General features: G+C 41.1%; 25 protein-coding genes and 1 other annotated feature. Of the genes, 2 read left to right on the forward strand and 23 right to left on the reverse strand.

What is annotated here, in order from left to right:
* Positions 1-144: 144 nt before the first annotated feature.
* From ACFSY7_RS18575 to ACFSY7_RS18655, 17 genes are all read right to left on the reverse strand, one after another.
* Positions 145-537 carry a thiol-disulfide oxidoreductase DCC family protein gene (locus ACFSY7_RS18575; protein WP_126990115.1) on the reverse strand — a complete coding sequence of 131 codons (393 nt, stop codon included), beginning with the start codon at positions 535-537 and terminating at the stop codon, positions 145-147.
* Between the two features lie 173 nt (positions 538-710).
* The gene (locus ACFSY7_RS18580) at positions 711-1,415 is read right to left on the reverse strand and encodes a LutC/YkgG family protein (RefSeq protein WP_380149119.1); all 705 of its coding nucleotides are present in this window, start codon (positions 1,413-1,415) and stop codon (positions 711-713) included.
* Positions 1,415-2,845: a LutB/LldF family L-lactate oxidation iron-sulfur protein gene (locus ACFSY7_RS18585; RefSeq protein ID WP_380149121.1), complete on the reverse strand. Its 1,431-nt coding sequence runs from the start codon at positions 2,843-2,845 to the stop codon at positions 1,415-1,417. The genes ACFSY7_RS18580 and ACFSY7_RS18585 overlap by 1 nt, the downstream gene beginning before the upstream one ends.
* 3 nt (positions 2,846-2,848) lie before the next feature.
* The gene (locus ACFSY7_RS18590) at positions 2,849-3,574 is read right to left on the reverse strand and encodes a (Fe-S)-binding protein (protein WP_126990118.1); all 726 of its coding nucleotides are present in this window, start codon (positions 3,572-3,574) and stop codon (positions 2,849-2,851) included.
* 156 nt (positions 3,575-3,730) lie between these two features.
* The gene (locus tag ACFSY7_RS18595; protein WP_380149123.1) at positions 3,731-4,432 is read right to left on the reverse strand and encodes a hypothetical protein; all 702 of its coding nucleotides are present in this window, start codon (positions 4,430-4,432) and stop codon (positions 3,731-3,733) included.
* A gap of 43 nt (positions 4,433-4,475) precedes the next feature.
* Complete coding sequence (locus ACFSY7_RS18600; protein WP_380149125.1) at positions 4,476-5,330, reverse strand: tetratricopeptide repeat protein; 855 nt, start codon at positions 5,328-5,330, stop codon at positions 4,476-4,478.
* A gap of 526 nt (positions 5,331-5,856) precedes the next feature.
* On the reverse strand, positions 5,857-6,117 hold the full coding sequence (locus ACFSY7_RS18605) for a hypothetical protein (protein WP_139992173.1): 261 nt from the start codon (positions 6,115-6,117) through the stop codon (positions 5,857-5,859).
* 217 nt (positions 6,118-6,334) lie between these two features.
* A complete protein-coding gene (leuD, locus tag ACFSY7_RS18610) occupies positions 6,335-6,925 on the reverse strand; it encodes a 3-isopropylmalate dehydratase small subunit (RefSeq protein ID WP_380149126.1) in 591 nt (196 codons plus the stop codon).
* Between the two features lie 12 nt (positions 6,926-6,937).
* Positions 6,938-8,344, reverse strand: coding sequence for a 3-isopropylmalate dehydratase large subunit (gene leuC / locus ACFSY7_RS18615; protein WP_380149127.1), 1,407 nt, complete (start codon positions 8,342-8,344; stop codon positions 6,938-6,940).
* A gap of 16 nt (positions 8,345-8,360) precedes the next feature.
* Positions 8,361-9,455 carry a 3-isopropylmalate dehydrogenase gene (leuB, locus tag ACFSY7_RS18620; RefSeq protein ID WP_126990124.1) on the reverse strand — a complete coding sequence of 365 codons (1,095 nt, stop codon included), beginning with the start codon at positions 9,453-9,455 and terminating at the stop codon, positions 8,361-8,363.
* Between the two features lie 72 nt (positions 9,456-9,527).
* Positions 9,528-11,066, reverse strand: a complete 1,539-nt coding sequence (locus ACFSY7_RS18625) for a 2-isopropylmalate synthase (RefSeq protein ID WP_126990125.1) — start codon at positions 11,064-11,066, stop codon at positions 9,528-9,530.
* A gap of 1 nt (position 11,067) precedes the next feature.
* Positions 11,068-12,084, reverse strand: a complete 1,017-nt coding sequence (ilvC, locus tag ACFSY7_RS18630; RefSeq protein ID WP_126990126.1) for a ketol-acid reductoisomerase — start codon at positions 12,082-12,084, stop codon at positions 11,068-11,070.
* 45 nt (positions 12,085-12,129) lie between these two features.
* Positions 12,130-12,645 (reverse strand): acetolactate synthase small subunit, encoded by a 516-nt coding sequence (gene ilvN / locus ACFSY7_RS18635; protein WP_126990127.1) that lies wholly within the window; start codon positions 12,643-12,645, stop codon positions 12,130-12,132.
* Positions 12,642-14,393: a biosynthetic-type acetolactate synthase large subunit gene (gene ilvB / locus ACFSY7_RS18640; protein WP_380149131.1), complete on the reverse strand. Its 1,752-nt coding sequence runs from the start codon at positions 14,391-14,393 to the stop codon at positions 12,642-12,644. The genes ilvN and ilvB overlap by 4 nt, the downstream gene beginning before the upstream one ends.
* An 82-nt stretch (positions 14,394-14,475) precedes the next feature.
* Positions 14,476-14,720 (reverse strand) — a binding site (T-box leader).
* A gap of 24 nt (positions 14,721-14,744) precedes the next feature.
* A complete protein-coding gene (ilvD, locus tag ACFSY7_RS18645) occupies positions 14,745-16,412 on the reverse strand; it encodes a dihydroxy-acid dehydratase (protein WP_126990129.1) in 1,668 nt (555 codons plus the stop codon).
* A gap of 313 nt (positions 16,413-16,725) precedes the next feature.
* Positions 16,726-18,018, reverse strand: coding sequence for a D-arabinono-1,4-lactone oxidase (locus ACFSY7_RS18650; RefSeq protein WP_380149132.1), 1,293 nt, complete (start codon positions 18,016-18,018; stop codon positions 16,726-16,728).
* Entirely contained in the window at positions 18,006-19,178 is a 1,173-nt protein-coding gene (locus tag ACFSY7_RS18655) for an alanine racemase (protein ID WP_126990131.1), read from the reverse strand. Before ACFSY7_RS18655 ends, ACFSY7_RS18650 begins: the two co-directional genes overlap by 13 nt.
* 385 nt (positions 19,179-19,563) lie before the next feature.
* Here ACFSY7_RS18655 and ACFSY7_RS18660 point away from each other — a divergent pair, with 385 nt between their 5' ends.
* Positions 19,564-20,112, forward strand: a complete 549-nt coding sequence (locus ACFSY7_RS18660) for a cysteine hydrolase family protein (RefSeq protein WP_380149133.1) — start codon at positions 19,564-19,566, stop codon at positions 20,110-20,112.
* 40 nt (positions 20,113-20,152) lie between these two features.
* On the opposite strand, the gene ACFSY7_RS18665 is transcribed toward ACFSY7_RS18660, so the two are convergent.
* Positions 20,153-21,532, reverse strand: coding sequence for an MDR family MFS transporter (locus tag ACFSY7_RS18665; RefSeq protein WP_380149134.1), 1,380 nt, complete (start codon positions 21,530-21,532; stop codon positions 20,153-20,155).
* 148 nt (positions 21,533-21,680) lie between these two features.
* Here ACFSY7_RS18665 and mscL point away from each other — a divergent pair, with 148 nt between their 5' ends.
* Positions 21,681-22,064, forward strand: coding sequence for a large conductance mechanosensitive channel protein MscL (gene mscL, locus ACFSY7_RS18670; protein ID WP_126990134.1), 384 nt, complete (start codon positions 21,681-21,683; stop codon positions 22,062-22,064).
* A 143-nt stretch (positions 22,065-22,207) separates the two neighbouring features.
* Here mscL and ACFSY7_RS18675 read toward each other — a convergent pair whose 3' ends face one another.
* The 5 genes from ACFSY7_RS18675 to ACFSY7_RS18695 all read right to left on the reverse strand — a co-directional run bounded on the left by ACFSY7_RS18675 (position 22,208) and on the right by ACFSY7_RS18695 (position 25,198).
* Positions 22,208-22,777 carry an SCO family protein gene (locus tag ACFSY7_RS18675; protein WP_380149136.1) on the reverse strand — a complete coding sequence of 190 codons (570 nt, stop codon included), beginning with the start codon at positions 22,775-22,777 and terminating at the stop codon, positions 22,208-22,210.
* A 72-nt stretch (positions 22,778-22,849) separates the two neighbouring features.
* Positions 22,850-23,464, reverse strand: coding sequence for a hypothetical protein (locus ACFSY7_RS18680; RefSeq protein WP_126990136.1), 615 nt, complete (start codon positions 23,462-23,464; stop codon positions 22,850-22,852).
* 124 nt (positions 23,465-23,588) lie between these two features.
* Positions 23,589-24,089, reverse strand: a complete 501-nt coding sequence (locus ACFSY7_RS18685; RefSeq protein WP_126990137.1) for a CcdC family protein — start codon at positions 24,087-24,089, stop codon at positions 23,589-23,591.
* Positions 24,090-24,108: 19 nt separating this feature from the next.
* Positions 24,109-24,471, reverse strand: coding sequence for a response regulator (locus ACFSY7_RS18690; protein WP_380149138.1), 363 nt, complete (start codon positions 24,469-24,471; stop codon positions 24,109-24,111).
* 22 nt (positions 24,472-24,493) lie between these two features.
* The gene (locus ACFSY7_RS18695) at positions 24,494-25,198 is read right to left on the reverse strand and encodes a cytochrome c biogenesis CcdA family protein (RefSeq protein WP_126990139.1); all 705 of its coding nucleotides are present in this window, start codon (positions 25,196-25,198) and stop codon (positions 24,494-24,496) included.
* Positions 25,199-25,301: the final 103 nt, after the last annotated feature.

Consider the following 25,301-nt stretch of genomic DNA (forward strand, 5'->3'; position numbering starts at 1 on the left):
TTGATGGTCCCCCTCTAATATGTTCATAATGAAAAGGTTACAAATTTTGTACTACTTTTCTCCAAAACCAATGATACCGAACGACAGCACATAAGTAAATAAAATTATTTTTATGCGTTGTGATAAGTTTTATTTATGACCTCGTTAGTGGATGAAGCGTTTCCGTTCATTTTCTGATGGGATTTTGCATGTTTTACTAACTTTCGATAAGGAATATCTATTTTTCGCAACAATATCATACATCTGGTTACTGAATGCTTTAGGGATGTATTTTCCAAAATGCATAAAATGATATGGCTTTTTCAAATAACGTGCAACGAAAAAGATTGCCTGTGACTTTGTATAAATGACATTTTGATGCTTGACAACGACTGTATTTAAATCCTTTACGAGCACTCCCGGTAATTCCTGTGCCGCTAATTCGCCTTGTAGCGGTGCAAATAGAAAACTTTCACTAGTTTCATGGTCTAAAATAAACTGAACAGCGGAAGAACAAAATCCACAGTCACCATCATAAAATAAAATTGGTCTACTCATTCATACTGCCTTCCTTCAATATTATGGCCTCTAAAACACTCGTTTGACTGATTTTTACTACATAAGTAGTGAATTTTCAAAATTTACGAGCATTTTATCCACTTTCATTATACGAAATTATACAAAAAAAATCCACCTTCCTTCTATTATAATAGAAGGGAAGATGGAAAACGTTAACAATCTGTTAACACAATATAGGTCGCTTCTACTGGTCCATGAACCCCAACGACTAGTTTCATTTCAATATCCGCTGAATTACTAGGACCTGAAACATAATCGATAGCATGTGGTAATAGCTCACCACGATCTACACGTTGCTGAATTGCTTGTGATGCCTGCGTCATACGAGGTAGTAACGAGCTTTGTGGAATAATAGCGACAAATGCATGTGGTAATAAGCCAACCGCTTTCCCGGCCCCGTCTGCTGAATACAACACAACCGTTCCCGATTCCGCTAACGCATATTCACTAAATACGAGACCAATACGCGCAGCATTTGCTTCTGCAAAATTTTCTTCACGCGTTTTTTGATTACTCCATGTATACACCGCCGTATTTTGCGCTGGCAATATTGTGGTGAATAACGGCGTTAAGCCATACTCTGCAAAGCGTGGATCATCCCAGACAGACAACGGACCACCGTATTTGTTGACAACTTGCGCCACCGCTTCGGATAAATTTTCGCGTGTTGTTTCCACAACATCTGTATGAATGCGTGTGCACTGCTCTTTAAATGCCACGAGTAATTCCGCATTATTCATTGGCGTATAATGTTGCTCCTGTGGTCGATGTTGCCAGTTACGCGCTGGTTTTTTTGTCGTATTGACATCACGCTGTAGTCGAGAGGCAAGTGTTGCTAAAAATTGTGTTTTTTCCATTATGCTTCCCCACCTTTATCACGTTTATCAAACCAATCACGTAAACTTTCCCTTTTAGGCGCTGGAAAGTCCCGTATATCCGTCCAAGCTTTTAATGGTCCAGGTCCTTTTGAAATCATATCATCTTTTGCAAATGGGCGAATGGCCGTTGCCGCAACTTTTGTGCCGAGACGATATAGTGGCGAACGCGAGGCACCAAATTCAAATAATTTCATCATCGCACCTTCCGCTACTGGCGCACGTCCTTCTTCTTCGACAATAACTTGGCGATGCTTTAATAATAATTCATGTAACGGAATTTTCACCGGACATACATCGGTACATGCACCACATAGGCTAGAGGCATAAGGTAATTCTTTATAATCATCATAGCCTGCTAATAATGGTGTCAGTACCGCACCAATCGGCCCTGAATAAATCGAATTGTACGAATGCCCGCCGATATGACGATACACCGGACAAGTATTAACACATGCACCACAGCGAATACATTGCAGCACCTCTTCAAAGTCTCCACCTAAAATCGATGAACGACCATTATCCAATACAACGAGGTGGAATTCCTCAGGACCATCTACTTCATCGCGATGCTTTGGCCCTGTGACAATATTGACATAGCTCGATAATTTTTGCCCAACTGCACTACGTGTTAGCATACTTACTAATACATCGAGCTCCTCCATCGACGGCACAAGACGCTCCATCCCCATGACTGCAATATGCGTTTTTGGAATCGTTGTGACAAGGCCGCCATTGCCTTCATTCGTAACTAAACAAATCGAGCCGCTATCTGCAACAGCAAAATTACAGCCCGTCACCCCTAAATCTGCCGTTAAAAATTCATCCCGTAAAATACCGCGCACATAGCGTGCTAGTTCGCCCGCTTCGGATGTATTTTGTGGGTCATAGCCCAACTTTTCAACGAATACCTCTTTAATTTGGTCTTTATTTTTATGCAATGACGGTGCAACAATATGTGATGGCTTATCGCCTTCTAATTGAAGAATATACTCCCCTAAATCCGTTTCAAGCACTTGGCAACCCTCTGCCTCTAATGCCTCATTTAAGCTAATTTCTTCGGTAACCATTGATTTTGATTTAACAATTTTTTTGGCGTTTTTTTGACGTACGACCTCACGAATATACGCATTGGCGTCTTCTGCATCGCGAGCAAAATGTACATGACCACCTGCTTTTTCGACATTGCTTGCAAGCTCGTGTAAATAGTAATCTAAGTTTTCTAGCACATGCTGGCGAATTTCCTGCGCATGGTTTCGCCACTCTTCCCAGTCACCTAATTCCTCCACAGCATCTAGGCGCTTTGTATACAAATGATTTTGTGCAGATGCAACAGCACCTCGCATAAAATCATTTTGTAAATTTTCTTCTACATTATCATTAAATTTATGTTGGTTAAATTGAATCGCCATTCGCTACACCCCCTCATGCTGCGTTAAAACTTCCGCAATATGCATCGTTGTCATTTTTTCACCACGACGATGCATACGCCCATTAATATTCATCATGCATCCTCCATCTGAGGCAATTAAATAGTCTGCATCGGTTTGCAGTGCACAATCTACTTTTTCATCGACCATTTGCTCTGAAATGTCGCCCATTTTCACAGAGAATGTGCCACCAAAACCACAGCAATTATGCGCATTCGGCAGTTCTACAAGCTCTAGCCCTTTGACATGCTGTAATAAAATACGTGGCTCATCTTTGACGCCGAGTAAACGCGTCATATGACAAGATGAATGATAGGTCACGCGATGGGGAAAACTAGCTCCTACATCGGTTACGCCCAATACGTTGACTAAAAATTCTGTTAATTCATGCGTTTTATCAGCTACAAGCTGTGCTTTCTTTGCATAAATAGGATCATCCGCAAAAATATGCGGGTATTCCTTAAACATCGTTGCGCATGAGCCAGATGGTGTCACAATACATTCTTCATGTAAAAATGTATCAATCATATGGCGCATCGGTTCCTTAGCATCTTTTACATACCCAGAATTATATGCTGGCTGCCCACAGCAAACCTGCCCTTTTGGAAAGGTCACCTCACACCCAAGTGACTCGAGTAATTGTACCGTTGCTTTCCCTACATTTGTTTGAAATACATCGACTAAACATGTCGCAAATAATGCCACTTTCATCAAACATTCCCCCTCAAAAATGGATAATTGGCTATATGACTAAGTATAACGCTGTCAATCATTGGAATACTTACTATTCCAAAAAAGAATAGTTCTTATCGTTATGCCTACTTTTCGGAATACAAAAAGCAGGAAACGCTTTTTACGTTTCCTGCTTCATTTATACATAAGCTGTGCCTCATAAGCGCGGTGTAATTGCTGTTGTAGATTCAGTGTTAGCAATATGAATGGCTGATGCTGATACACGCGCCTCACAAGCTGATTCAGCCGTTCTGGCGCTGTAACGGCTAAAAAGCGTCTTGTTTGCTGGCTATCTACCGTTACTAAAAGAAGCTGGTCAATATCCGCTAAATCGCTTAATGCGCGCTCCGCCTGTAGCATAAAATCATAGCCTGGATACTGCTGTTCAAATCTCTCGATAATCGGCGCAATATACTTTTTTAAATTCGCCCATGTTTGCGGTTCATCGAGCCAGGTCATCGCATAGGCAATCGCCCATTTCAGTTCATAATAGGCTGGTTTATCCATTAACAACCTTGCATCCTCTGCCTCATACCACTGCTCAAAGTAGCAAAGCGCATCAATCATTACCATATGCTGTGGTAGTTGCTGCGTATGCAATGCCTGACGCAATGCATCAATTTTAGTGCACATTTCTGAGTTTGCTGTCGGCTCATATAATGCAAGATGCACATGCGCACAGTCTGCTAAAATTTGTCGCACAATACTCACTTGCTGAAAACGCGGCAATTGCAATACCGTTTTAGCTTCATTCATATTTTGCCGTTCAAAATCGTCTCGAAGCTGGAGTGATAGCTGCTGCTCTAGCATAAGTAGTTGTTCGATATGGTGTCGCATATGCGCCACCTCCCTTTTAACTGCTATTCCCGCTTTCATTTTCTTAAAAACGCGCTAGTTTTTCTTTTGCTTGTGTATCACCTTGTAATGCCGCACGTTGATACCAATATTTCGCCTTTTGTAAATTTTGCATCGTCCCAATGCCTTCTTCATAGCAAAAGCCCACATTGTATTCTCCTTCGACATCTTGCCCTGTTGCTGCTTGTAAATACCAGATGAACGCCTCATCAAATGCCGCACGTTGCATTGCTTTATGCCCTAAATAATTTGCCGCATATAAATCGCCATTATTTGCTGCCTGTTCAAACCAATAAAGAGAAGTCTCCTCATCTAGTTCAACGCCGACACCATTTTCAAACATATACCCAAGCGTAAACATCGACTCAGATACACCAAGCATTGCCGCTTTTGAAAACCAATGATATGCGATTTCATCGTTTTGCGGCACTGTTTCGCCGCGGAAATACATATCTGCGTAATTATTCATCGCATCTGCAAGCCCAGCCTTCGCCGCATACTCATAATACGAAAAGGCTTTTTCAATATTTTCATCGACACCAATGCCTTCATAATAAAAGTTTCCTAACCAGTACATTGCCGCTAAATAGCCGTTGTCTGCCGCAAGCTCAAAGCAACTCACACTAAGTGCCATCATACCAATACCACGATATAAGTGTCCCAACTCATATTGTGCTTCTTTTTGATTCGCTACACTTTGCTGTAACAAGCTCACTGCCTCTGCTACTAGTACATCATCAATAAAGACAGGCTCGCTTTGATCATCGCTTGGATTTTGCAATTCTTGCTGCATTTTTTTAATTAACACATGGGTATCACTATGTATAGCCGCGAGTTGTTGTTGTAGTAATTGCTCGCGTGTTTGTTTATTAAATTCCATACGTCCGCTCACTCCTCAATAAGTTGAGTATAGCACTTTATTCGCACTAAAAAAAAGAACCGCCCGAAGCGATTCCTTTTTATGTGTTCTATTGTAAAACCCTTTGTTTGAACGCTGAACATATCGTATCTGCCCTTTTAAACACTATGTATAGGCTAAGATAACCCCTTATCTTAACGTACGATACGACATTTCAGTATTTCTTCCGTTGACAGAATGCTTACACCCCTTTTGTAAAAGCTCTGTCAAGCTGTTATGATACAGATTATTCAGAAGAAATATTCCATATCGGCATCAATAACGCTCGATCTCTCCCATAAAATCGATTGTTTATAAAAATGTAATAAATATTCTTAATAGATGATGCCGTATGTTTTAACATTTTCTATTTTACCATCGGAATAGTTTATTTGTACAGTATTTTTTATAATTTTTTAATTAATCTGTTATAAGACAATAATAAAAAGGCCACCTCATCGTCCCCTAGATTTGACAGCCCTTTATCCCTTATTTGATTGTAATAATATTAAAATAATTTAGCAAAATCTCCTGCTTTTGAAGAAATGACTTGCTCGAATTGATGCATCTCAATGCGATCTGCATTATCGACTAATCGTTTTTCAACAATACCGCGCTCATTAATCATTGCTTCGATTGGCTTTAATTGATTACGATGTAGTTTCATCATTAAGTGACCGTCCATCTCATATCGAATCCCTTTTGATGTTTTATCTCGTTGAATACTTGCTGCTTGTAACGATTGAATTGCTTCTACAAAGTTGTTCATGCTGTACACTCCTTTTATTTATAAGATAGTCTACTATTGCCGTTTTCTTTTTTCGTAAAACACAGTGTTTTTCCTTTTTTAGGAATATCATGCATATAGTAGTGAATCTATTCCATTTCACTGCAAAAATACACATAAAAACCGTCTTCTATTGTTTACAATCCTACAAAAAAAGCAGGAAACCGTTGTATCCGTTTCCTGCTTGCTTTATGCGTTATTACACAAATGCCTTATGAGATTGTTCGTATTTTTTAATATGCTCATCATATTGAATTGTTAACGAAATTTCATCCCAACCATTTAATAATGTCTCTTTATAATAGCCATCAATGTCGAAATGATACACTTTGTCACCTACTGTTACCGTTTGCTGCGCTAAATTAACGATAGCTTCCGTTGGATTTGCTTCTGCTGTCGCTAAAATCTCTTCCACTTCTGGAATCGATAATTCAATCGGTAAAATACCATTTTTAAAGCAGTTGTTATGGAAAATATCCGCATAACTCGGTGCAATAATAACATTAAAACCATAGTCTAAGATGGCCCATGGTGCATGTTCACGAGAAGAGCCACAGCCAAAGTTATCATGTGCGACTAAAATGCTTGACCCTTTGTATTGCGGCTGATTTAAGACGAAATCTTCAATTGGATTTCCTTGTGCATCGAAACGCCAGTGATAAAAAACATATTGACCAAAGCCTGTACGCTCAATACGTTTTAAAAATTCTTTTGAAATGATTTGATCGGTATCTACGTTTTTGCGATTTAATGGCGTTAATACACTGTTTACTTGATTGATTGGTTTCATTCGGCTCTCCTCCTATACAGATGCTTTCATAATTTCTCGAACGTCAACGAAATGGCCAGCGATTGCGGCTGCTGCGGCCATTGGAGGCGATACTAAATGCGTACGTGAGCCCGCACCTTGACGGCCTTCAAAGTTACGATTAGATGTTGACGCACAGCGTTCACCAGCAGGTACCACGTCCTCATTCATCGCTAAGCACATCGAACAACCAGATTCGCGCCATTCAAAGCCTGCATTTAAGAATACTTGATCTAGCCCTTCTGCTTCTGCTTGCTGTTTGACAGAATAAGAACCTGGTACAACGATTGCACGTACACCATCATGCACTTTCTGTCCTTGGATAACCGCTGCAGCTGCACGTAAATCATGTAAACGAGAGTTTGTACACGAACCGATAAAGACATGTTGAATGGCGATGTCCGTAATTGGGGTGCCTGCTTCTAAATCCATATATGTTAATGCTTTTTCAAGTGCTTGTTTATCTGATTCTTCTGCGAAGTCAGCTGCTGTTGGCACCGTTTGTGAGACGCCAACCCCCATAGATGGGTTTGTGCCCCATGTCACGATTGGCTCGATTTCAGATGCTTGAATAATGCGAACTTCATCGTATGTGGCATCTGCATCAGACGCTAGTGATAACCAATGTGTCGCAGCTTCTTCAAATTGCTGTTGTGGCGCGAATTTACGCCCTTTAAGATAATCAACGGTAATTTGGTCTGGTGAAATTAGTCCCGCTTTTGCACCCGCTTCAATCGACATATTACAAATCGTCATACGTTCTTCCATTGATAGCTTATGGATGGCATCACCAGTAAATTCAATGATATGTCCCGTACCCATATCAATACCGAATTTCGCAATAATGGCTAAAATAATATCTTTTGCCGCAACACCAAAGCCTAATTCACCTTCAACACGTACTTCCATCGTTTTCGGTTTATTTTGCCATAAAGTTTGCGTGCTGAGTACATGTTCTACTTCAGATGTCCCAATTCCAAAAGCAATGGCACCAAAAGCACCATGTGTCGATGTATGCGAGTCGCCACAAACAATTGTTTTACCCGGCTGTGTTAAGCCCAGTTGTGGCCCAATAACATGGACAATCCCTTGGTCTGGGTGGCCCATATCTGCTAGCTCTATACCAAATTCCTTACAATTATCAGCAAGTGTCATAATTTGCTTTTTAGCAATCGGGTCATTGATGACTGGTAAATTTTGCGTTGGTACGTTGTGATCCATCGTTGCAAATGTTAAATCTGGACGACGCACTTGGCGATTGTTTAAGCGTAAGCCTTCAAATGCTTGTGGACTCGTTACTTCATGGACTAAATGTAGGTCGATGAATAATAAATCCGGTTTACCAGGCTCCTCATAAACGATGTGATTATCCCAAACTTTTTCAATAATATTTTTTCCCATATATCGTCATCCTTTCTTATAGTAGATTTGCTAATGTATCAGGTACATACGATGGATTAATTTCTGCAATAACTTTTTCTGTCCATTCATCTGTTGATAATGCGGCTGTTCCTTTTGCCGCCATATCGCCTGTGAAGAACCCTTGCTCAAATACGCGCGCAACAGCTTGCTCAATTTCTTTTGCTTCATCTGATAATTCAAACGTATATTGCAAAAGCATCGCCGCAGATAAAATCGTTGCAGCAGGATTCGCAATACCTTGACCTGCAATATCTGGTGCTGAGCCATGGACTGGTTCGTATAAACCAAAGTTATCGCCACGCATAGATGCAGAAGGTAGCACCCCTAGTGAACCTGTAATAACAGAGGCTTCATCTGATAAAATATCACCAAACATATTTTCCGTTACGATGACATCATAGGAAGCGGGGTTCGTAATTAATTTCATTGCTGTTGAGTCAACTAAGCTATGTTCTACTTCCACATCTGGGTAATCCGCTTTTTTCTCCTCAACAATTTGGCGCCATAAGCGAGATGTATCGAGTACATTCGCCTTATCTACCGATGTTAAACGTTTGTTGCGTAGACGAGCTAACTGGAAGGCATTGTCGACAATGCGCTCGATTTCTTTACGGCTATATGTGAGTGTGTCGTACGCATTTTCCTCATCGCGGTTACGTTCACCGAAGTAGAGACCTCCTGTTAATTCACGCACGATTAGTAAATCTACGTCCTTCACGTTTTCTTCTTTTAAAGGAGACGAGTGTAACATCGATGGAATCGCTTGAACCGGACGTAGGTTAGAGAATAAATCAAAGTGCTTACGAATGCGTAACAAGCCTTTTTCTGGGCGTAAATCTGATGGGTTATTGTCCCATTTTGGCCCTCCAACTGCACCTAATAAAATCGCATCGCTCGCCTCACATAAATCAATTGTTTCTTGAGGTAGCGGATCATTGAATTGATCAATTGCCGCACCACCAATAGCACCTACTGCGATGTGGAATGTATGATTGTATTTTTGTGCGATAGCTTGTAGTACTTGTACAGCACTTGACACGATCTCTGGACCGATGCCGTCACCTGGTAAAGCCGTAATTTTCTTTTCCATAAGAATGTCTCCCTTCAAAGTTAAACAGTATGTAATAGATGAGACTGCCCCGTTTGAGGCAGTCTCAAGTAGTTATGCTAATTCTTTTACGCGTAATTGCGCTTGAATAATTTCACGATTAATCGCATCAAGATACGCTTCAGCAGAAGCTTTCAAAACATCTTGTGCCGCGTCACGCCCACGATATTTACCATCTTTGTAAGCAATATTAATCACTGCTTCACCTAATGCATCGCGGCCTGAGCCAACAGATGATACGCGATAATCTAAAATTTTCACCGGTTCCTCGACTAATTTTTCAAGTGTATTGAAGATAGCTTCAACAGAACCTGAGCCAGTAGAAGCAACCGTTACTTCTTCACCCGAAGGTTTCGTTGCGCGTACCGTTGCAGTCGGAATATTTTCCGTACCATATTGTACTTGCACAGATTGTAAAACGTATTTCGGAATATCAGCTACTTCTAGCGTCTCATCCGTTAATAACGTCAATAAATCTTCTTCGGTAATTTCTTTTTTCTTATCTGCTAACTCTTTGAATGCAACAAATGCATTTTGTAGACGATCATCTGCTAAATCAAAGCCCATCTCGATTGCCCGCTCTTTGAACGCATGACGACCTGAGTGTTTCCCTAGCACAAGTGGCACTTTATTTTCACCGACAAGCTCCGGTGTAATGATCTCATACGTCTCTGGATTTTTCAGTACACCGTCTTGGTGAATGCCTGACTCATGAGCGAAAGCATTTTTCCCAACGATAGCTTTGTTTGGCTGAACAGGAGAACCTGTCAATTTGCTAACAAGGCGAGATGTACGTGTAATTTCCGAAAGATTAAGACCTGTTTCCGTCTGATAAATATCGTTACGAATGTGTAGGGCGACACCGATTTCTTCTAGTGAGGCATTCCCTGCACGTTCGCCGATACCATTGATTGTACATTCTACTTGACGTGCACCATTTTCAATTGCTGCAATCGAATTCGCTACAGCCATTCCTAAATCATCATGACAATGAGATGAGAATTTCACTAAGTCGCTGTTTGGAATTTCTTCAATCAAGTATTTGAATAATGCACCGTACTCAGCAGGACTTGCGTAGCCTACTGTATCTGGTACGTTAATCGTTGTAGCACCTGCTTTGATTACTTCATCGATGATGCGTACTAAAAATTCCTTATCCGAACGGAAGGCATCTTCAGCAGACCACTGAACAAGCGGGAAAAATTGCTTTGCATACTTTACAGCAGCAACACTCGCTTCAATCACTTCTTCAGGTGTTTTATTTAACTTATATTTCATGTGAATTGGACTCGTCGCAAGAAACACATGGATATGAGGGTTTTCAGCATGTTTAAGTGCTTCCCATGTCACATCAATATCTTTTTGCATCGCACGAGCTAATCCAGTCACAGTCGAATTTTTCACTGTTGTTGCGATACGTGATACAGCTTCGAAATCGCCAGGTGATGAAGCCGGGAATCCTGCTTCAATAATGGTGACACCTAGACGTTCTAGCTGCTTCGCAATTTCAAGTTTTTCTCCAGTATTTAAATTAATACCAGCTGACTGTTCTCCATCACGAAGGGTTGTATCAAAGATATCAATCTTCGTCATCTTATTTACCTACTACTTCAGCAGAAGCTTTTTGACCTACGAATGGCATCATTTCACGTAATTTAGCGCCAACTTGTTCGATTTGGTGATCTTTAACTGCTTGTTTTTTCGCAGTGTATTGTGGACGATTTGTTTCGTTTTCTTGAATCCATTCGCGAGCAAATGTACCGTTTTGGATGTCTGTTAATACATCTTTCATTGCTGCTTTTGATTCAGCTGTTACAACGCGTGGACCTGAAACGTATTCGCCCCACTCAGCTGTATCAGATACTGAATAGTTCATGTTTTCGATACCGCCTTCGTACATTAGGTCAACGATTAATTTTAATTCGTGGAAACATTCGAAGTAAGCGATTTCTGGTTGGTAACCTGCTTCTACTAATGTTTCAAAGCCCGCTTTTACTAGCTCAACTGCGCCACCGCAAAGTACCGCTTGTTCACCGAATAAATCTGTTTCTGTTTCTTCTTTGAACGTTGTTTCAAGAACGCCTGCACGAGCTGCGCCAATTCCTTTAGAGTAAGCAAGGGCTAAATCTTTTGCTTGGCCAGTGGCATCTTGATAGACAGCGATTAATCCTGGTACACCAGCGCCTGCTTGGTATGTACGACGAACTAAATGTCCTGGTCCTTTTGGTGCGATGAGGAATACGTCCACATCAGCAGGTGCTACGATTTGTTCGAAGTGGATGTTGAAACCGTGAGCGAATACTAAAGCGTTACCAGCTACTAAACCTGGTGCGATTTCCGCTTCGTATACTGCTTTTTGTGTTTCGTCTGGAAGAAGAACCATGATTACATCTGCTTCTTGTGCAGCTTCTGCTACTGATTTTACGTCTAAGCCATCATTTTTCGCGCGATCTGCAGAGTTCCCTGGACGGATACCGATGCGTACGTCAAAACCAGATTCTTTTAGGTTAAGTGCGTGTGCATGACCTTGTGAACCGTAACCGATTACTGCGATTTTTTTCCCTTCTAATACTTTCTCGTTGATGTCCTGATTGTAATACATTTGTGCCATAATGCTTTTCCCCCTAATGAATGTAAGTTTTTTTAGTATGTTAGTTTATTGTAAAAGCGATAGTTGTGTCTTCTGCTGAAGTTGCGAATCACGAACGAACGCTGTAACACCAGTACGTGTTAATTCTTTAATGCCATATGGCTTCACAAGCTCGATGAACGCATCGATTTTCTCTGGTGAGCCGACTACTTGATATGTTACGACATTTTTACCAATATCGATCACTTGCCCACGGAATGGGTCAACGATGGAGTTAATTTCACCGCGTAAATTCGGTGGCGCTACGACTTTGATTAATGCTAACTCGCGAATGACCGTTGATTTATCTGTGATGTCATTTACTTTAATCACATCGATTTGTTTCGACAATTGTTTAACGAGTTGTTCAATTTTACCTTCATCTTCTACATTAACGATGAATGTCATTTTTGAAATCCCCGGCTGTTCGGTATGGCCTACTGTGATGCTCTCAATATTAAATTGACGCTTCATCAATAGCCCGGTTACGCGGTTAAGTACCCCACTTTGATTAATTACTGTTACCGTAATGATACGTTTCATTCTTTTTCCACTCCAATCATCTCAGCTAGCCCTGCACCTGGTGCAACCATTGGTGTTACAAGCTCTAGTTGTTTTACGCGGCAGTCAACTAATACTGGACCGTCGTAATCTAAGGCCTCTTGTAGTTGCGCTTTCGCTGTTGCTGGATCATCGATGATAAAGCCCTTTACATCATATGCCTCTGCTAGCTTTAAGAAGTCTGGTTGTACCGGCATTAATGACGATGAGTAACGTTCATCGTAAAATGATTGTTGCCACTGTCTTACCATACCTAGACAGGCATTGTTTAGCATGATGACTTTTACTGGTAAATTAAATTCCTGTAATAACCCTAGCTCTTGTAGCGTCATTTGGAATCCTGCGTCGCCAACAACTGCGATAACTTGCTCATCAGGGAAGGCGAATTGCGCTCCGATGGCAGCTGGGAAACCGAATCCCATCGTACCAAGTCCACCGGATGTTACCCAGTGATGATCCTTTTTGAATGAGAAATACTGTGCGGCGAACATTTGATGTTGCCCAACATCCGTTGTCACAATTGCTTCCCCATTCGTTAACTCATTGACTGCTGCGAGTACTTGCTGTGGTAACAGTATGCCTTGTTCATCTTCCTCGTACCAATACGGATATTGTGTACGCCAGTCATTCAGTTGCGTTGTCCATTCAGAGAAATCCGCTGTATCAAAATCTTGTTTTAATAATGCTTTTAATGCTTCTTTCGCATCGGATACGATTGGTACATCTGTCGGTACATTTTTACCGATTTCTGCTGGGTCCACGTCGATGTGAATCACAGTAGCATTTGGTGCGAATTTTGATAAATTCCCTGTTAGACGGTCATCGAAGCGGGCACCGATATTTAGTAGGACATCGGCTTCTGAAATCCCCATATTCGATGCGTACGTACCATGCATCCCTGCCATACCGTAGAAGTTTGCATGATCATTATCGATTGTCCCCAAGCCTAATAATGTATTTACGACTGGGAAGTTATGACGCTCGATAAATTCATTGAATTCTTGTTTAGCATCGGCTGCGAGTACGCCAGCACCTGCAAGAATAATTGGTTTTTTTGCGGTTTTTAATAGCTCTACCGCTTTTTTGATTTGCAAGTAATTGGGACGTAATGTTGGTTGATAGCCTGGTAAGTTGATTGGCTCATCGACATACGCCTCGCTATCAAAGATGGCATTGGCAATATTTTTTGGGAAGTCAACGACAACTGGCCCTTTACGACCTGTATTGGCAATATGGAATGCCTCTTTAATAATGCGTGGTACATCTTGTACATCTTTAATTTGATAATTATGCTTTGTAATTGGCTGTGTGATTCCTACGATATCTGCTTCTTGAAATGCATCCGTTCCAACGACCGTTGTGGCTACTTGACCAGTGAATACTACTAATGGAAGGGAATCCATCATCGCATCCGTAATACCTGTAACTAGGTTTGTCGCTCCTGGCCCTGATGTAGCAATGACGACACCCGGTCTCCCTGTCACACGTGCGTAGCCCTCCGCTGCATGGATTGCGCCTTGCTCGTGGCGTGCTAAAATGTGTTTGATTGGGTTGCGGTATAATGCGTCATATAATGGTAAGACTGCACCACCTGGGTAACCGAAAATAATATCAACATCTTGATCTTTCAGTGCTTCAATAAATACTTCTGCACCTGTTTTCGGTTTTGTCTTCGTTTCTTGCTCTTGTGCCTGTGTTGGATGATTTGCTAGTTCAAGTTCTGCGCTCATTCGTATGGCTCCTCCCTATTCAGTTAATTATTCACGAAAAAAAGTTTTCTCATGCCACGCAAAAATACATTGCTCCTCTTTGCGTAGGGATGAAAAAACTTTCATGGTACCACCCTGCTTCGCTATAAAGTCACCTTTATAGCCTTATGAATAGACGAATCTATTCTTTTAATAACGAGTGCGAGCACCCGGAACGACCTAGTAGCATGAGGCGTTTAGTCATTCACTCCGAGGGGATGTCAGAAATAGCTGGCTACTGATTCACACCGGCCATCAGCTCTCTGGAAAGTCCATATCTATTTCCTTTTACCTCTTCAACGCTTTAAATATTGAATTTTTAGAATTTTTTAATTAAAACTTCATCGTACCGCCAGTTGATGCAGATGTTACTAAACTTGAGTAACGTGCTAACCAACCTTTTTTGATTTTTGGCTCAAATACTGGTAATGTTTCTGCGCGTTTTGCTAATTCCTCTTCCGCGACTTCAACATTAATCGTACGCGCTGGTAAATCAATTGTAATGATATCACCGTCATTGATTAGAGCGATTGGACCACCCTCTGCAGCTTCTGGTGAAATATGACCAATTGAAATCCCGCGAGATGCGCCGCTGAAGCGACCATCTGTAATTAATGCGACTTCCTTGCCTAGCCCACGCCCTTGAATAGCAGACGTTGGTGCAAGCATCTCTGGCATACCAGGGCCACCTTTAGGGCCTTCATAGCGAATGACAACAACATGTCCTGCTTGCACAGTACCATTATCAATCGCTTCTTGTGCCGCATCTTGTGAGTCAAAGCAAATCGCTTCACCGCGGAATGTTTGAATCGATGGATCAACTGCTCCGACTTTAATAACGCCGCCGTTTGGTGCGATATTACCGAATAAAATCGATAAGCCGCCAACCTTACTATATGGATTATCCTTTGTACGAATCACATCTGTATTTGTAATTTCATCGTTCGCGACATTTTCACGAATTGTTTTACCTGTAACGGTAATACGATCGGGATGAATCGCGCCTGGAATTTTTGTTAATTCATTAATGATTGCTGAGATACCACCTGACAAGTGAATATCATGCATCGAGTAATTCGATGCTGGCATGATTTTCGCTAAATACGGTACGCGCTCTGCTACTGTATTAATGTCATTGATGTCGTAATCAATTTCTGCCTCATGTGCGAGTGCTAATGTATGGAGCACCGTATTTGTTGAGCCACCCATTGCCATATCTAAGGCGAAAGCATCGTCAATCGCTTCTTTCGTCACGATATCGCGCGGCTTCACATCATTTTTAATCATATCAACTAAGTTACGTGCTGCTTGCTTAATCAACTCATGACGCTTATCGGATGTCGCAACAATTGTCGCATTCCCCGGTACGGTTAAACCGACCATTTCCATTAGTGAGTTCATTGAGTTCGCTGTGAACATCCCTGAGCAAGAACCACATGTTGGACAGGCATTTTGCTCGATATCAAGTAATTCTGATTCGCTCATGCGGCCACTTTTATAAGCACCGACACCTTCGAATACCGAAGTAAGGGATAATGGTTCGCCTTTTGATGAAACACCAGGCTCCATTGGGCCACCTGTTACAAAGATAGACGGAACATTTGTACGAACAGCCGCCATCAACATCCCTGGTGTGATTTTGTCACAGTTTGGAATGTAGAACACACCGTCAAACCAGTGTGCGTTAATGACTGTTTCTGCACTATCGGCGATTAACTCACGTGATGGTAATGAGTAGCGCATACCAATATGCCCCATCGCAATCCCATCATCTACACCGATTGTATTGAACTCAAATGGAATCCCACCTGCATCAATAATAGCTTGTTTTACTACTTTACCGAACTCCTGTAAATGGACATGTCCGGGAATAATATCAATATACGAATTACAAATTCCGATAAACGGTTTGTCTAAATCTTTTGTTTTAACACCAGCCGCATAAAGTAAGCTTCGGTGAGGTGCACGATCGACACCCTTTTTAATCATATCACTACGCATTCACGACACCTCTTCTATATCTAAGTAAGAAGCGTATCAGTTGCATCAACGTTACTTGACGGCTGCTACTTCTTATAAAATCTATAAACGTTTGACTGTACCTCGTTTCAAATACGTTTATTAAATTGTTGTTATCATAGTATGTATACTCTATGAAGTCAACAGTCTATTTAGAATTATCAGACAATTAAAAAAATTATTCTGTACATTAAAGCGTTTACAAACGCATAATTACGCTTTTCTGCTCATTTTTGAATTTTTCAAAAAAATTTTAAAAATTTTTCATGCAATATATCGCGTAGGTCATTTTTAGCTAAACGAGAATTTTTCTCATATATTCAGTCATAAAAACGCTGTTAGGGTCGCATTGCTGTTGGTGTGTTAGAAATATATCAATATCGCTATACTGCTTTTTAAGCTCACATCGCGTGTAACGATTCATCTTCCCAAAATGCGCGCGTCCTCCGTATTTTTGTAAAAGATGGTCCATATAGCGAAAATAGCGCTTATACGGCATCCCTTTATACATATGGAACGCAAAAAAAGCACTATCTTGCTGCTGTGTGGGACTTAAAATGCCCGCTTCGCCTTTTTGTGTGCGGCATTCAATCGGGAAATGCACATGAAAAAGCTCCCGCGACATCGTAAAATGAAGCTCTTCAAGAAATGCTTCGAAATAGTGTAATGGCATCGCATACTCACATTCTACAAACTTCACTTGTCTTGGCGAGGCGAATATGCGATAGCTAACATCCTGTCTTGCCCCAATCGGTACGGCCTTCGCCGAAATTTTACTCACGAGGCTAGTTGTTTGTGGCATGCGCTTACAAAGGGACGACATGCCTTGTAACACTTGATTTTCGATAAAATTGTCGAAAGGTTTTGTTGGCTGACGCTCTAACTGCTCATACGGAACTGCATTCATCACTTTTAATTGCATCTGCGACTGTCCTGGGAAGTAATACCATTCGGCGTGACGATTCGTTTCAATAATCGATTGAAACTGCGCTAGCGTATCCTGCACCGTTATACGTGATGATTCATAGGCTAAGCCATATACGGGCACAACTTTTATTGTAATCTGTACGACAATGCCAAATAAACCGAGCCCAATATGTAGCGACTGTGCTAACGGATCTTCACGCGTCACTTCTCGGTAATTTCCTTCGCCATCCACAAGCCCCCAGCGTGTCACCTGACTCGATAAAGAGCCAAGCGTAATCCCTGTACCATGTGTCCCTGTACTTGTGGCTCCAGCGAGGGATTGCATATCAATATCGCCCATATTCGCAAGTCCATAGCCATGCTCCTCTAAGAGCGGTCCGATTTCATATAAATGCGTGCCTGCCCAAAACGTCGCCTCCTGCTTCAGCTTATCTAGCTGAATAAGACCCCGCATACGTGTTAAGCTCACCCCTACGTCATCGGGTTTTGCGACACCGCTAAAGGAATGGCGAGCCCCCATTGCACGAATTGTTTGCTGCTTCTGTGTGACTTGCTTTATAAGTATACTTACTTCTTCAATAGAAGCAGGCTCATAAATCATTGCCTTCGGTGTTGTAAATGTCCCTGCCCAGTTTGACCATCTTTCTTCTATAGAAAACATTGTCCTTCCCCCCTATAGGTTGTCATCGGCCCAATATACGTATTATGACGATAGCCATGTAATACTTGGAAACGCTCGCATAGCTCGCCCGCTTTCGCATGGCGTAGCACGATGGAATCCCCAATGGCATATTTATTTTTCGGCATTGCTAACGGTGTTTGCACTTCCCCCGCCCCTTCTGTTGCATAAAAAGCTAACTCGTCATCAGCGAGCACGGGCATTTTATCACTGCCTGTCGCGCCACTTGCGATATAGCCGCCCCCATGCGCCACAATCGTTGTTTGTGACGGCCTCCTTGTTGCACGTATCGCATAGCCCGCTGCGACTTCAAACGGCATATCGTCATAATAATCAAAGAGTCCTGGCCGGTATAAACCGGAACCAATTGTTACCTCGCTCACTTCGGGACAGGTTGCGGTATACGCCATACTCCCCGTTCCACCACCATTTACAAAGCGCAGCGGTCCTTGTTTTTTTTCGATATAACGAACGACCTTTTGACGACGCTTTTGCACCTCTTTTTTAGCACGCTGCTGTAGGCGACGAATAACGGTGCCAGTCGCTTTATTCGCTGGACGATCACCTACACCAGCAATTTGTGCATCATAGCCCATCAAGCCGACAACATAAATATATGGACTGGGCAAAATGGCGTCGATAAAGCGCGCCGTATCCTTCGCATTCGTTAGTGCTGACCGTCGCGTTCCAAAATAAAGCGATGGATATTGCTGGGACACATTTAAATCCATACAAAGCGCAGCGGCAACATCTTCCTCCTCTGCTAGGCGCTTTAAAAAATCCACCTGTTCGACTGCATCGACCATAAACGTAATATCTTTCCCCTGATGAATCCAGCGCATTAACTGGCGCACACTCTTTTCCTCAAGCGTCGGATAGCCTAATAAAAAGTGATCAAATCCTTGTTCGCATAAATAAGCGGTTTCGGCTGCTGTAAATGTCATCCACCCTGCAAAACGCTGGTCGACAGCACGCTCAATATAGCGTAGAACATCTGTTGAGCGAATCGATTTTGTAGCGATGCGAATGTCTTTGTCACCGCTTCCTGCAATCATCGTACGAATATTCGCATCTAGCGCATCTAAATCAAGCCACGCATACGGATGCTCAAATGTTTGAAAAACTGCTGGCATTTTTTTCATTGTCTTCTCCTCCATAAAAAAATCCTCTCACTAATCAAAGCATAAAGATGCTCTTAGGAGAGGATGACTATTTGGTTGCACCACCTATTACACATTAACACCCGGAATCAGCGTTAAGTCTAATGCCAAATTTAACATGACGAATAAATGCAAGCCTGCTACTACAAATCCAATTGTGTTATATTTTTTATTTGACATTTCGTACATACGATTCTCCACCTTTCTCTTCATAACAATCATTTTTTGCTGTTTTATGATTATTATTTGTAAATATCATATACCTTGAAAATAAAAAACGCAAACATTTTTTGTCGAAATTGTGACATTTTTTCAAAGTAGACATTTTTCGATAACTTGCGTACAGTAAAGACAGGAGGCGATACAGATGAATAAAGCATTAATCATCATTGATTACACAAATGATTTCGTTGCAACGGACGGCGCATTAACATGTGGTGCGCCCGGGCAAGCGCTCGAATCTTATATTACAAAATTAACGACACAATTTATTAACGACGAGCAATACGTTGTGTTTGCATGTGATTTACATGAAAAAAATGACCCGTATCATCCAGAAACTGCATTGTTCCCACCACATAATATTCGAGATACGGACGGACGAAAACTTTACGGTGATTTGCAAGCGGTTTATGAAGCCTATGCGAACCGCAGTCATGTGAAATGGATGGATAAAACTCGTTATTCTTCATTCGCTGGTACTGATTTATTATTACGACTACGCGAGCGTGGTATTAATGAGTTACATTTAGTCGGTGTTTGTACCGATATTTGTGTACTACACACCGCTGTTGATGCGTATAACTTAGGTTTTACAATTATTATTCATGAACAAGGTGTCGCAAGCTTTAATCAAGCCGGCCATGACTGGGCACTGGCACACTTCACAGGCTCTTTAGGAGCTACGGTTATTTAAAAAAGACAGGAATCGCGCTTCTTACACGATTCCTGTCTTTTTACTGTGTGACAGCTTCTTTTTTAATTGTTAGCGCAAGTAATAAGGCGATAACCGCAAACACAAGCGTACCGACATAGACTGCCTGAATGCCAGTTGCGAACATATTAGCAGATGTAGCCGCAACCGTTGTAACGGTCACTACATTGAAAATGACGCCATAAATCGCCGCACCAAGTGATTGGCTAAACGTATTCGTAAATGAATTTAATCCTGTCGCTAAGCCAACATGCTCTTTTGAAACGGTTTTTTGAAGCGTAATAATTAGTAATGGCGCAATACAACCCATGCCTAAGCCCGTTAGTGCCGTTGCGCCAATAATAAAGATGGCAGATGTATGTGCCGTTAGCTGCGCCATCATTAGCGTACCGATAATTAAAAATACCGTACCACTGACAATAAAATATTTATTGGCTATTTTGCCAATAAAAACACCGATGCCCATCGCACCGAGTGTCCACATAATGGATAATGGTGTTAGCATCAAGCCTGCTACTGTCGCATTCTTACCTAGAACATTTTGCGCATAAAGTGGTACATATGCCGACATGCCGATGACGATGGCCATGGTGCAAAATGACAGTGCATTAATCGTCATTAGGCGACGATTTTTAAAGAGTTGTAACGGAATTAGCGGTTCACTTACACGCAGCTCTACTGCAATAAAAGCAGCTAGACAGATGAATACGATGCTATAGCAAACAATTTGCGTCGTCGTCCACCATTCCCCACTATTACTCCCCGTAATAATCGCGTACATTAAGCATAAAATGGCTACCGCGAATAAGACAGCACCCACATAATCAATTTTATGCTTCGTCACAACAAGCTGTTCCTCATAATAACGCGCAATAAAATAAATAGAACCAATTGCAAACGGTACATTTAATAAGAAAATATAATGCCATGATAAGCTATCAATTAAAAAGCCACCAATTAATGGACCAACAACACCTGCAACGCCCCATACCATACTAATATAGCTTTGGCCTCGTGCACGGGCTTTTTCTGTTTCAAATAATTCACTAACCATTGTCAGCGTAATCGGCAAAATTGAACCAGCGCCAACCCCTTGAATGGCACGGCATATAATGAGCATTACCATACTTTGTGATATTCCACATAACAAGGATCCTACCGCAAATAAGGTAATCCCAATTATAATCATTTTTTTACGACCGAATAAATCGGCCAATTTCCCAAATAAAATCGCTGCAATCGCCGATGTTAATAAATAAGCAGAATAAATCCAGCTAATTAATTCGACGCCATTTAGGTCAGCGGTGATGCTTGGAATTGCCGTTGCTACAATGGTCCCTTCAATTGCAGCAAGCGCAGTTGCCAATAAAATGGCAAGAAAAACATAGTTCAAACTCGACACCTCCTTCGTTATGGTACATTAATTTTGTATCTTTTTCCTTATTTTAACCAATTTATTATAAAAATATTTGTCATAGACCCATTTTTTAGGTATCATACAATTTGTTAACTCATATAATTATTTCGTTATAAAGGAGGCGTACTCAAGTATGTGGAAAGAATTTAAAGAGTTCGCGTTAAAAGGTAATGTATTAGATCTTGCAGTCGGTGTTATCATCGGGGCAGCATTCGGTAAAATCGTTACTTCTTTAGTAGAAAACATCATCATGCCAATCGTTACTTTATTAATTGGTAAAGTGGACGTTTCAGACTTAGCTTACAAAAGCATTAAATACGGTGCGTTTATCCAAAGTGTCATTGACTTCGTGATTATTGCATTTTCTATCTTCTTATTTATTAAAATTGTTATGTCGCTTGGAAATAAAATGCGTCGTCAAAATGAAGTTGTTGAAGAAGAAGCAGCAGCTGAAACACAAGAAGATGTGCTTAAAGATATTCGTGAATTATTACGTCAACAAAACGAACATAAATAAGTATGTAACAAGAGGCTTTGACATACGTGTAACAACCGCTCTTGTGAGCATAAGAAAAACCGGAATCGCGCTGTGGTGCGGCTCCGGTTTTTTGTTGTGAACGCTAAAGAAGGAAAATGACGTAATTTGTCCCAGTTTCTTTTTTATTTTGGCTGTATATGTGCTAAATCATTAAGGATTTCACTGACAGGCACTTGACCATAACCATCATAGGATTTTCGAACAAAGCCCTGTTGGTCAACTAAATAAAAATTTGTCGCATGCATCATCTGTTGGCTCCCTCCCTCAGGCTTCACAATCGCTTTAAAGGATGTTGCTGCTAAAGTAGTAATAGCTGCTTCATCATAGCCCGTTAAAAGATGCCATTTCGATTTATCCGCTACCGGAAACTGATTTATGTATTGTGTAATTACAGCTGGCGTATCACGCGTAGGATCAACGCTAAAGCCAACAAGCGCATAGTCGTCTATGGACGCCGCCTGCAATTCCTTTTGAAGCTTGACCATATTCATCGTCATCGGCGGGCATACGGTCGTACAATTTGTAAAAAAGAAGTACGCAATAAATGGTGTGCCCTGAAGTGATGCTAAGCTCGTGTTTGTTTGATGCTGATTCGTATAGTTGAAATCTGCCACCTTCCAGTGCATATCCCCTCGAAACGAACTGCACCCCGCTAGTACGAGCAGACACGCGACTAATCCCCATTTTCTCATATCATTCCCCCTTTAGTTAAGTATATAAAAAATACCTCCATAGCGCATTGGCACTTGGAGGTATAGAAGCGATTATTCTTTTGATACGTCATCCGGAATTGATTTTGTTGCCAATACTTTTTGGGTATCGTTATCGACGAAATCAACTTTACTCTTCGGCTCGTCCCAGCCTTCTAAAATTTGATACGTTGCAATTGAAATAGCGATAGCACCAAAGACAGTCGGATCTTTTTGCTTATCAAATTTATCGCCGTCAACAAAAATTTTCACATGTTCATACATATCATCGGTATCGACACCTTTAACCGATTCCATTGTTTTGCCTTCTGCTAATGCTGTTAGCGCACCGATAATGCCACTATTAATTTTTTCGCTTTGTTCTGCCATATTTTTTTCGCTCATTGTAAATTTCGTTTGTTCATCACTAACATCTGTATGTTCTACAGAAGCTGGATCAATTTCACTTGATAATCCTTCACGATTCAAGTAAACATTCGGAATGACAAAAACTTTATTCATTGTAGCATCTGATGATGTTTTTGACGTTGTTTCTGCTGCTGATTGCTCGGTTGTCTCTGCTTGTTTCGCTGCATCTTTTTCTTCTGTTGTCCCCGTCATATTGCTACTACACGCTGCTAATGACAGCGACAATACACCCGTTGCTACAAGTAAAAGCCCTTTTTTCATAATGTAATCACTCTTCCTTACTGTTTCTATAGTCTCACCTATTCTAGCATACTTACTGAAAAAAATAGCGTATTCTGACGAAACGAAAAAAACCTGTCACAAGTTGTGACAGGTTTCTCCACATTTACACTTCTTTTAATTGTTTTTCAAGTTTTTTAAATTGCACGAGCATCGCTAAACGCCACGGTAATAACATTGAAAAGGCCAATAAAAAGAAAATGCCGCCAAGCTCGCCTAAATGGAATGTACCGCCTAAATAAATCTTCGCTACGGTACGGAAAATTAAAAGGCCTACTAACACGAAAATAAATGCTTTCGATGGTTTTAAATAAATATCTTGGGCGACTATTTCAAATTTTGATGTTTTAATTAAAATCAATGAGCATAATACACCGATAATCACTGTGATGGCTAAATGCTCCCAAGATAATCTGAAATACGGGAAAATATACATTAACGCCCCTGTTGACATCGCAACAGGGGGAATCATTATTTTTTTAGCACTTGCTGGCTTTTTTGCTGATTTTGCACGCATCAGCATTGCACTCACACCCATAAAGACGACAAAAACGGTCGAGGCAATAACCCAAAACTGCGTTGGGAGTTCTTTTAAAAAGTCTAACACATTAATCTCTTCTTTCCATTTATACTTCTACGAGTCGTTTTAATGTTTCTACTAGGCGCTCTTGTGTAAAAGGCTTTGTCATAAAATCTTTGGCACCATTTTCAAGCGCGGTAATCACATTTTTCTGTTGGCCAACAGCTGTTATCATTAAGATTTTCGCCTCCGGAAACGCATCGCAAATTTCTTTTGTTGCTTCTAAGCCATTTTTTAGCGGCATCGTAATATCCATCGTCACGATGTCTGGTTGAAGCTCGCGATAAAGGTTCACCGCATCTTGCCCGTTATCTGCCTCACCTACGACGGTAAAATCTTCACCATCAATCATACGCTTAATCGTTTCTCGAATAAAAAATGTATCATCCACTATTAAAATACGTGTCATCATATCACCTCTACTTTATAAATTAAAATCCTGTAAAGTCGCCAAAAATCGGCGTGAATAATTGATTTAATTTACTCAATTGATCAAAGAAAATGAGTATACCAACTACAATCATAACATAGCCGCCTAATGTGACAACACGCTGCATATGATGTTTTAATAATTGAATTTTTGGCAAGAAAAATGCCATGACTAAAAATGGCACTGAAAATCCTAGCACATACAGCAACATATAGCTAACCGCGCTTGTTGGATTCGTGCTACCAAGCAGAAAAATACTCGCTAAAATCGGACCTGTACACGGTGTCCATCCTGCCGCAAAAACAAGACCGATTAATGCGGAGCCAACATAGCCTGTAGGACGATTTTTTAGTTGAAAGCGATGTTCTTTCATTAAAAGGGTTGGCTTAAAAACACCTGCTACAATAAGGCCAAAAATGACAATTAAAATGCCGCCAAGCTGCCGAATTAATTCGTCATATTGAATAAATAATACGCGAATAAACGATGTACTAAAGCCTAAGACGATAAAAATAAGTGAAAATCCAACAAGGAAGGCAATCGTATGTAGAAGTGCTTGCTTTCGTCGAAGGCCATCTGCGGTAAGTTGTGCAGTTGAAACACCTGTTATATAGGATAAAAAGGCGGGATAAAGCGGCAGCGTACAAGGTGATATAAAGCTGAGAAGTCCCGCCGCAAACGCAAAGAAATACGTTAAATCTGTCACATCAAAGCCTCCAATTTTTCTTTTAGTATAGCGCAAAATTATGTGCGAACTGTGAAGTCTATTTGAACGACTCAAGGCTACTTATTATGTTACGTGAAAGACA

The sequence above is a fragment of the Kurthia populi genome, assembly GCF_042686175.1.
GTDB classification, from domain to species: Bacteria; Bacillota; Bacilli; order Bacillales_A; family Planococcaceae; genus Kurthia; species Kurthia populi.

What these genes read in the sequence shown, in the direction of transcription:
- ilvD (WP_126990129.1), bottom strand. Translation starts at nt 16,412, where the DNA reads ATGCGTAGTGATATGATTAAAAAGGGTGTCGATCGTGCACCTCACCGA.
- ACFSY7_RS18585 (WP_380149121.1), bottom strand. Translation starts at nt 2,845, where the DNA reads ATGGCGATTCAATTTAACCAACATAAATTTAATGATAATGTAGAAGAA.
- leuB (WP_126990124.1), bottom strand. Translation starts at nt 9,455, where the DNA reads ATGGAAAAGAAAATTACGGCTTTACCAGGTGACGGCATCGGTCCAGAG.
- ACFSY7_RS18680 (WP_126990136.1), bottom strand. Translation starts at nt 23,464, where the DNA reads ATGAAAAAAGGGCTTTTACTTGTAGCAACGGGTGTATTGTCGCTGTCA.
- ACFSY7_RS18625 (WP_126990125.1), bottom strand. Translation starts at nt 11,066, where the DNA reads ATGACGAAGATTGATATCTTTGATACAACCCTTCGTGATGGAGAACAG.
- ilvN (WP_126990127.1), bottom strand. Translation starts at nt 12,645, where the DNA reads ATGAAACGTATCATTACGGTAACAGTAATTAATCAAAGTGGGGTACTT.
- ACFSY7_RS18660 (WP_380149133.1), top strand. Translation starts at nt 19,564, where the DNA reads ATGAATAAAGCATTAATCATCATTGATTACACAAATGATTTCGTTGCA.
- leuD (WP_380149126.1), bottom strand. Translation starts at nt 6,925, where the DNA reads ATGAAACCAATCAATCAAGTAAACAGTGTATTAACGCCATTAAATCGC.
- ACFSY7_RS18675 (WP_380149136.1), bottom strand. Translation starts at nt 22,777, where the DNA reads ATGAGAAAATGGGGATTAGTCGCGTGTCTGCTCGTACTAGCGGGGTGC.
- ACFSY7_RS18595 (WP_380149123.1), bottom strand. Translation starts at nt 4,432, where the DNA reads ATGCGACACCATATCGAACAACTACTTATGCTAGAGCAGCAGCTATCA.
- ACFSY7_RS18605 (WP_139992173.1), bottom strand. Translation starts at nt 6,117, where the DNA reads ATGAACAACTTTGTAGAAGCAATTCAATCGTTACAAGCAGCAAGTATT.
- ACFSY7_RS18575 (WP_126990115.1), bottom strand. Translation starts at nt 537, where the DNA reads ATGAGTAGACCAATTTTATTTTATGATGGTGACTGTGGATTTTGTTCT.
- ACFSY7_RS18690 (WP_380149138.1), bottom strand. Translation starts at nt 24,471, where the DNA reads ATGACACGTATTTTAATAGTGGATGATACATTTTTTATTCGAGAAACG.
- ilvC (WP_126990126.1), bottom strand. Translation starts at nt 12,084, where the DNA reads ATGGCACAAATGTATTACAATCAGGACATCAACGAGAAAGTATTAGAA.
- ACFSY7_RS18580 (WP_380149119.1), bottom strand. Translation starts at nt 1,415, where the DNA reads ATGGAAAAAACACAATTTTTAGCAACACTTGCCTCTCGACTACAGCGT.
- ACFSY7_RS18600 (WP_380149125.1), bottom strand. Translation starts at nt 5,330, where the DNA reads ATGGAATTTAATAAACAAACACGCGAGCAATTACTACAACAACAACTC.
- ACFSY7_RS18650 (WP_380149132.1), bottom strand. Translation starts at nt 18,018, where the DNA reads ATGTTTTCTATAGAAGAAAGATGGTCAAACTGGGCAGGGACATTTACA.
- mscL (WP_126990134.1), top strand. Translation starts at nt 21,681, where the DNA reads ATGTGGAAAGAATTTAAAGAGTTCGCGTTAAAAGGTAATGTATTAGAT.
- leuC (WP_380149127.1), bottom strand. Translation starts at nt 8,344, where the DNA reads ATGGGAAAAAATATTATTGAAAAAGTTTGGGATAATCACATCGTTTAT.
- ACFSY7_RS18655 (WP_126990131.1), bottom strand. Translation starts at nt 19,178, where the DNA reads ATGAAAAAAATGCCAGCAGTTTTTCAAACATTTGAGCATCCGTATGCG.
- ilvB (WP_380149131.1), bottom strand. Translation starts at nt 14,393, where the DNA reads ATGAGCGCAGAACTTGAACTAGCAAATCATCCAACACAGGCACAAGAG.
- ACFSY7_RS18590 (WP_126990118.1), bottom strand. Translation starts at nt 3,574, where the DNA reads ATGAAAGTGGCATTATTTGCGACATGTTTAGTCGATGTATTTCAAACA.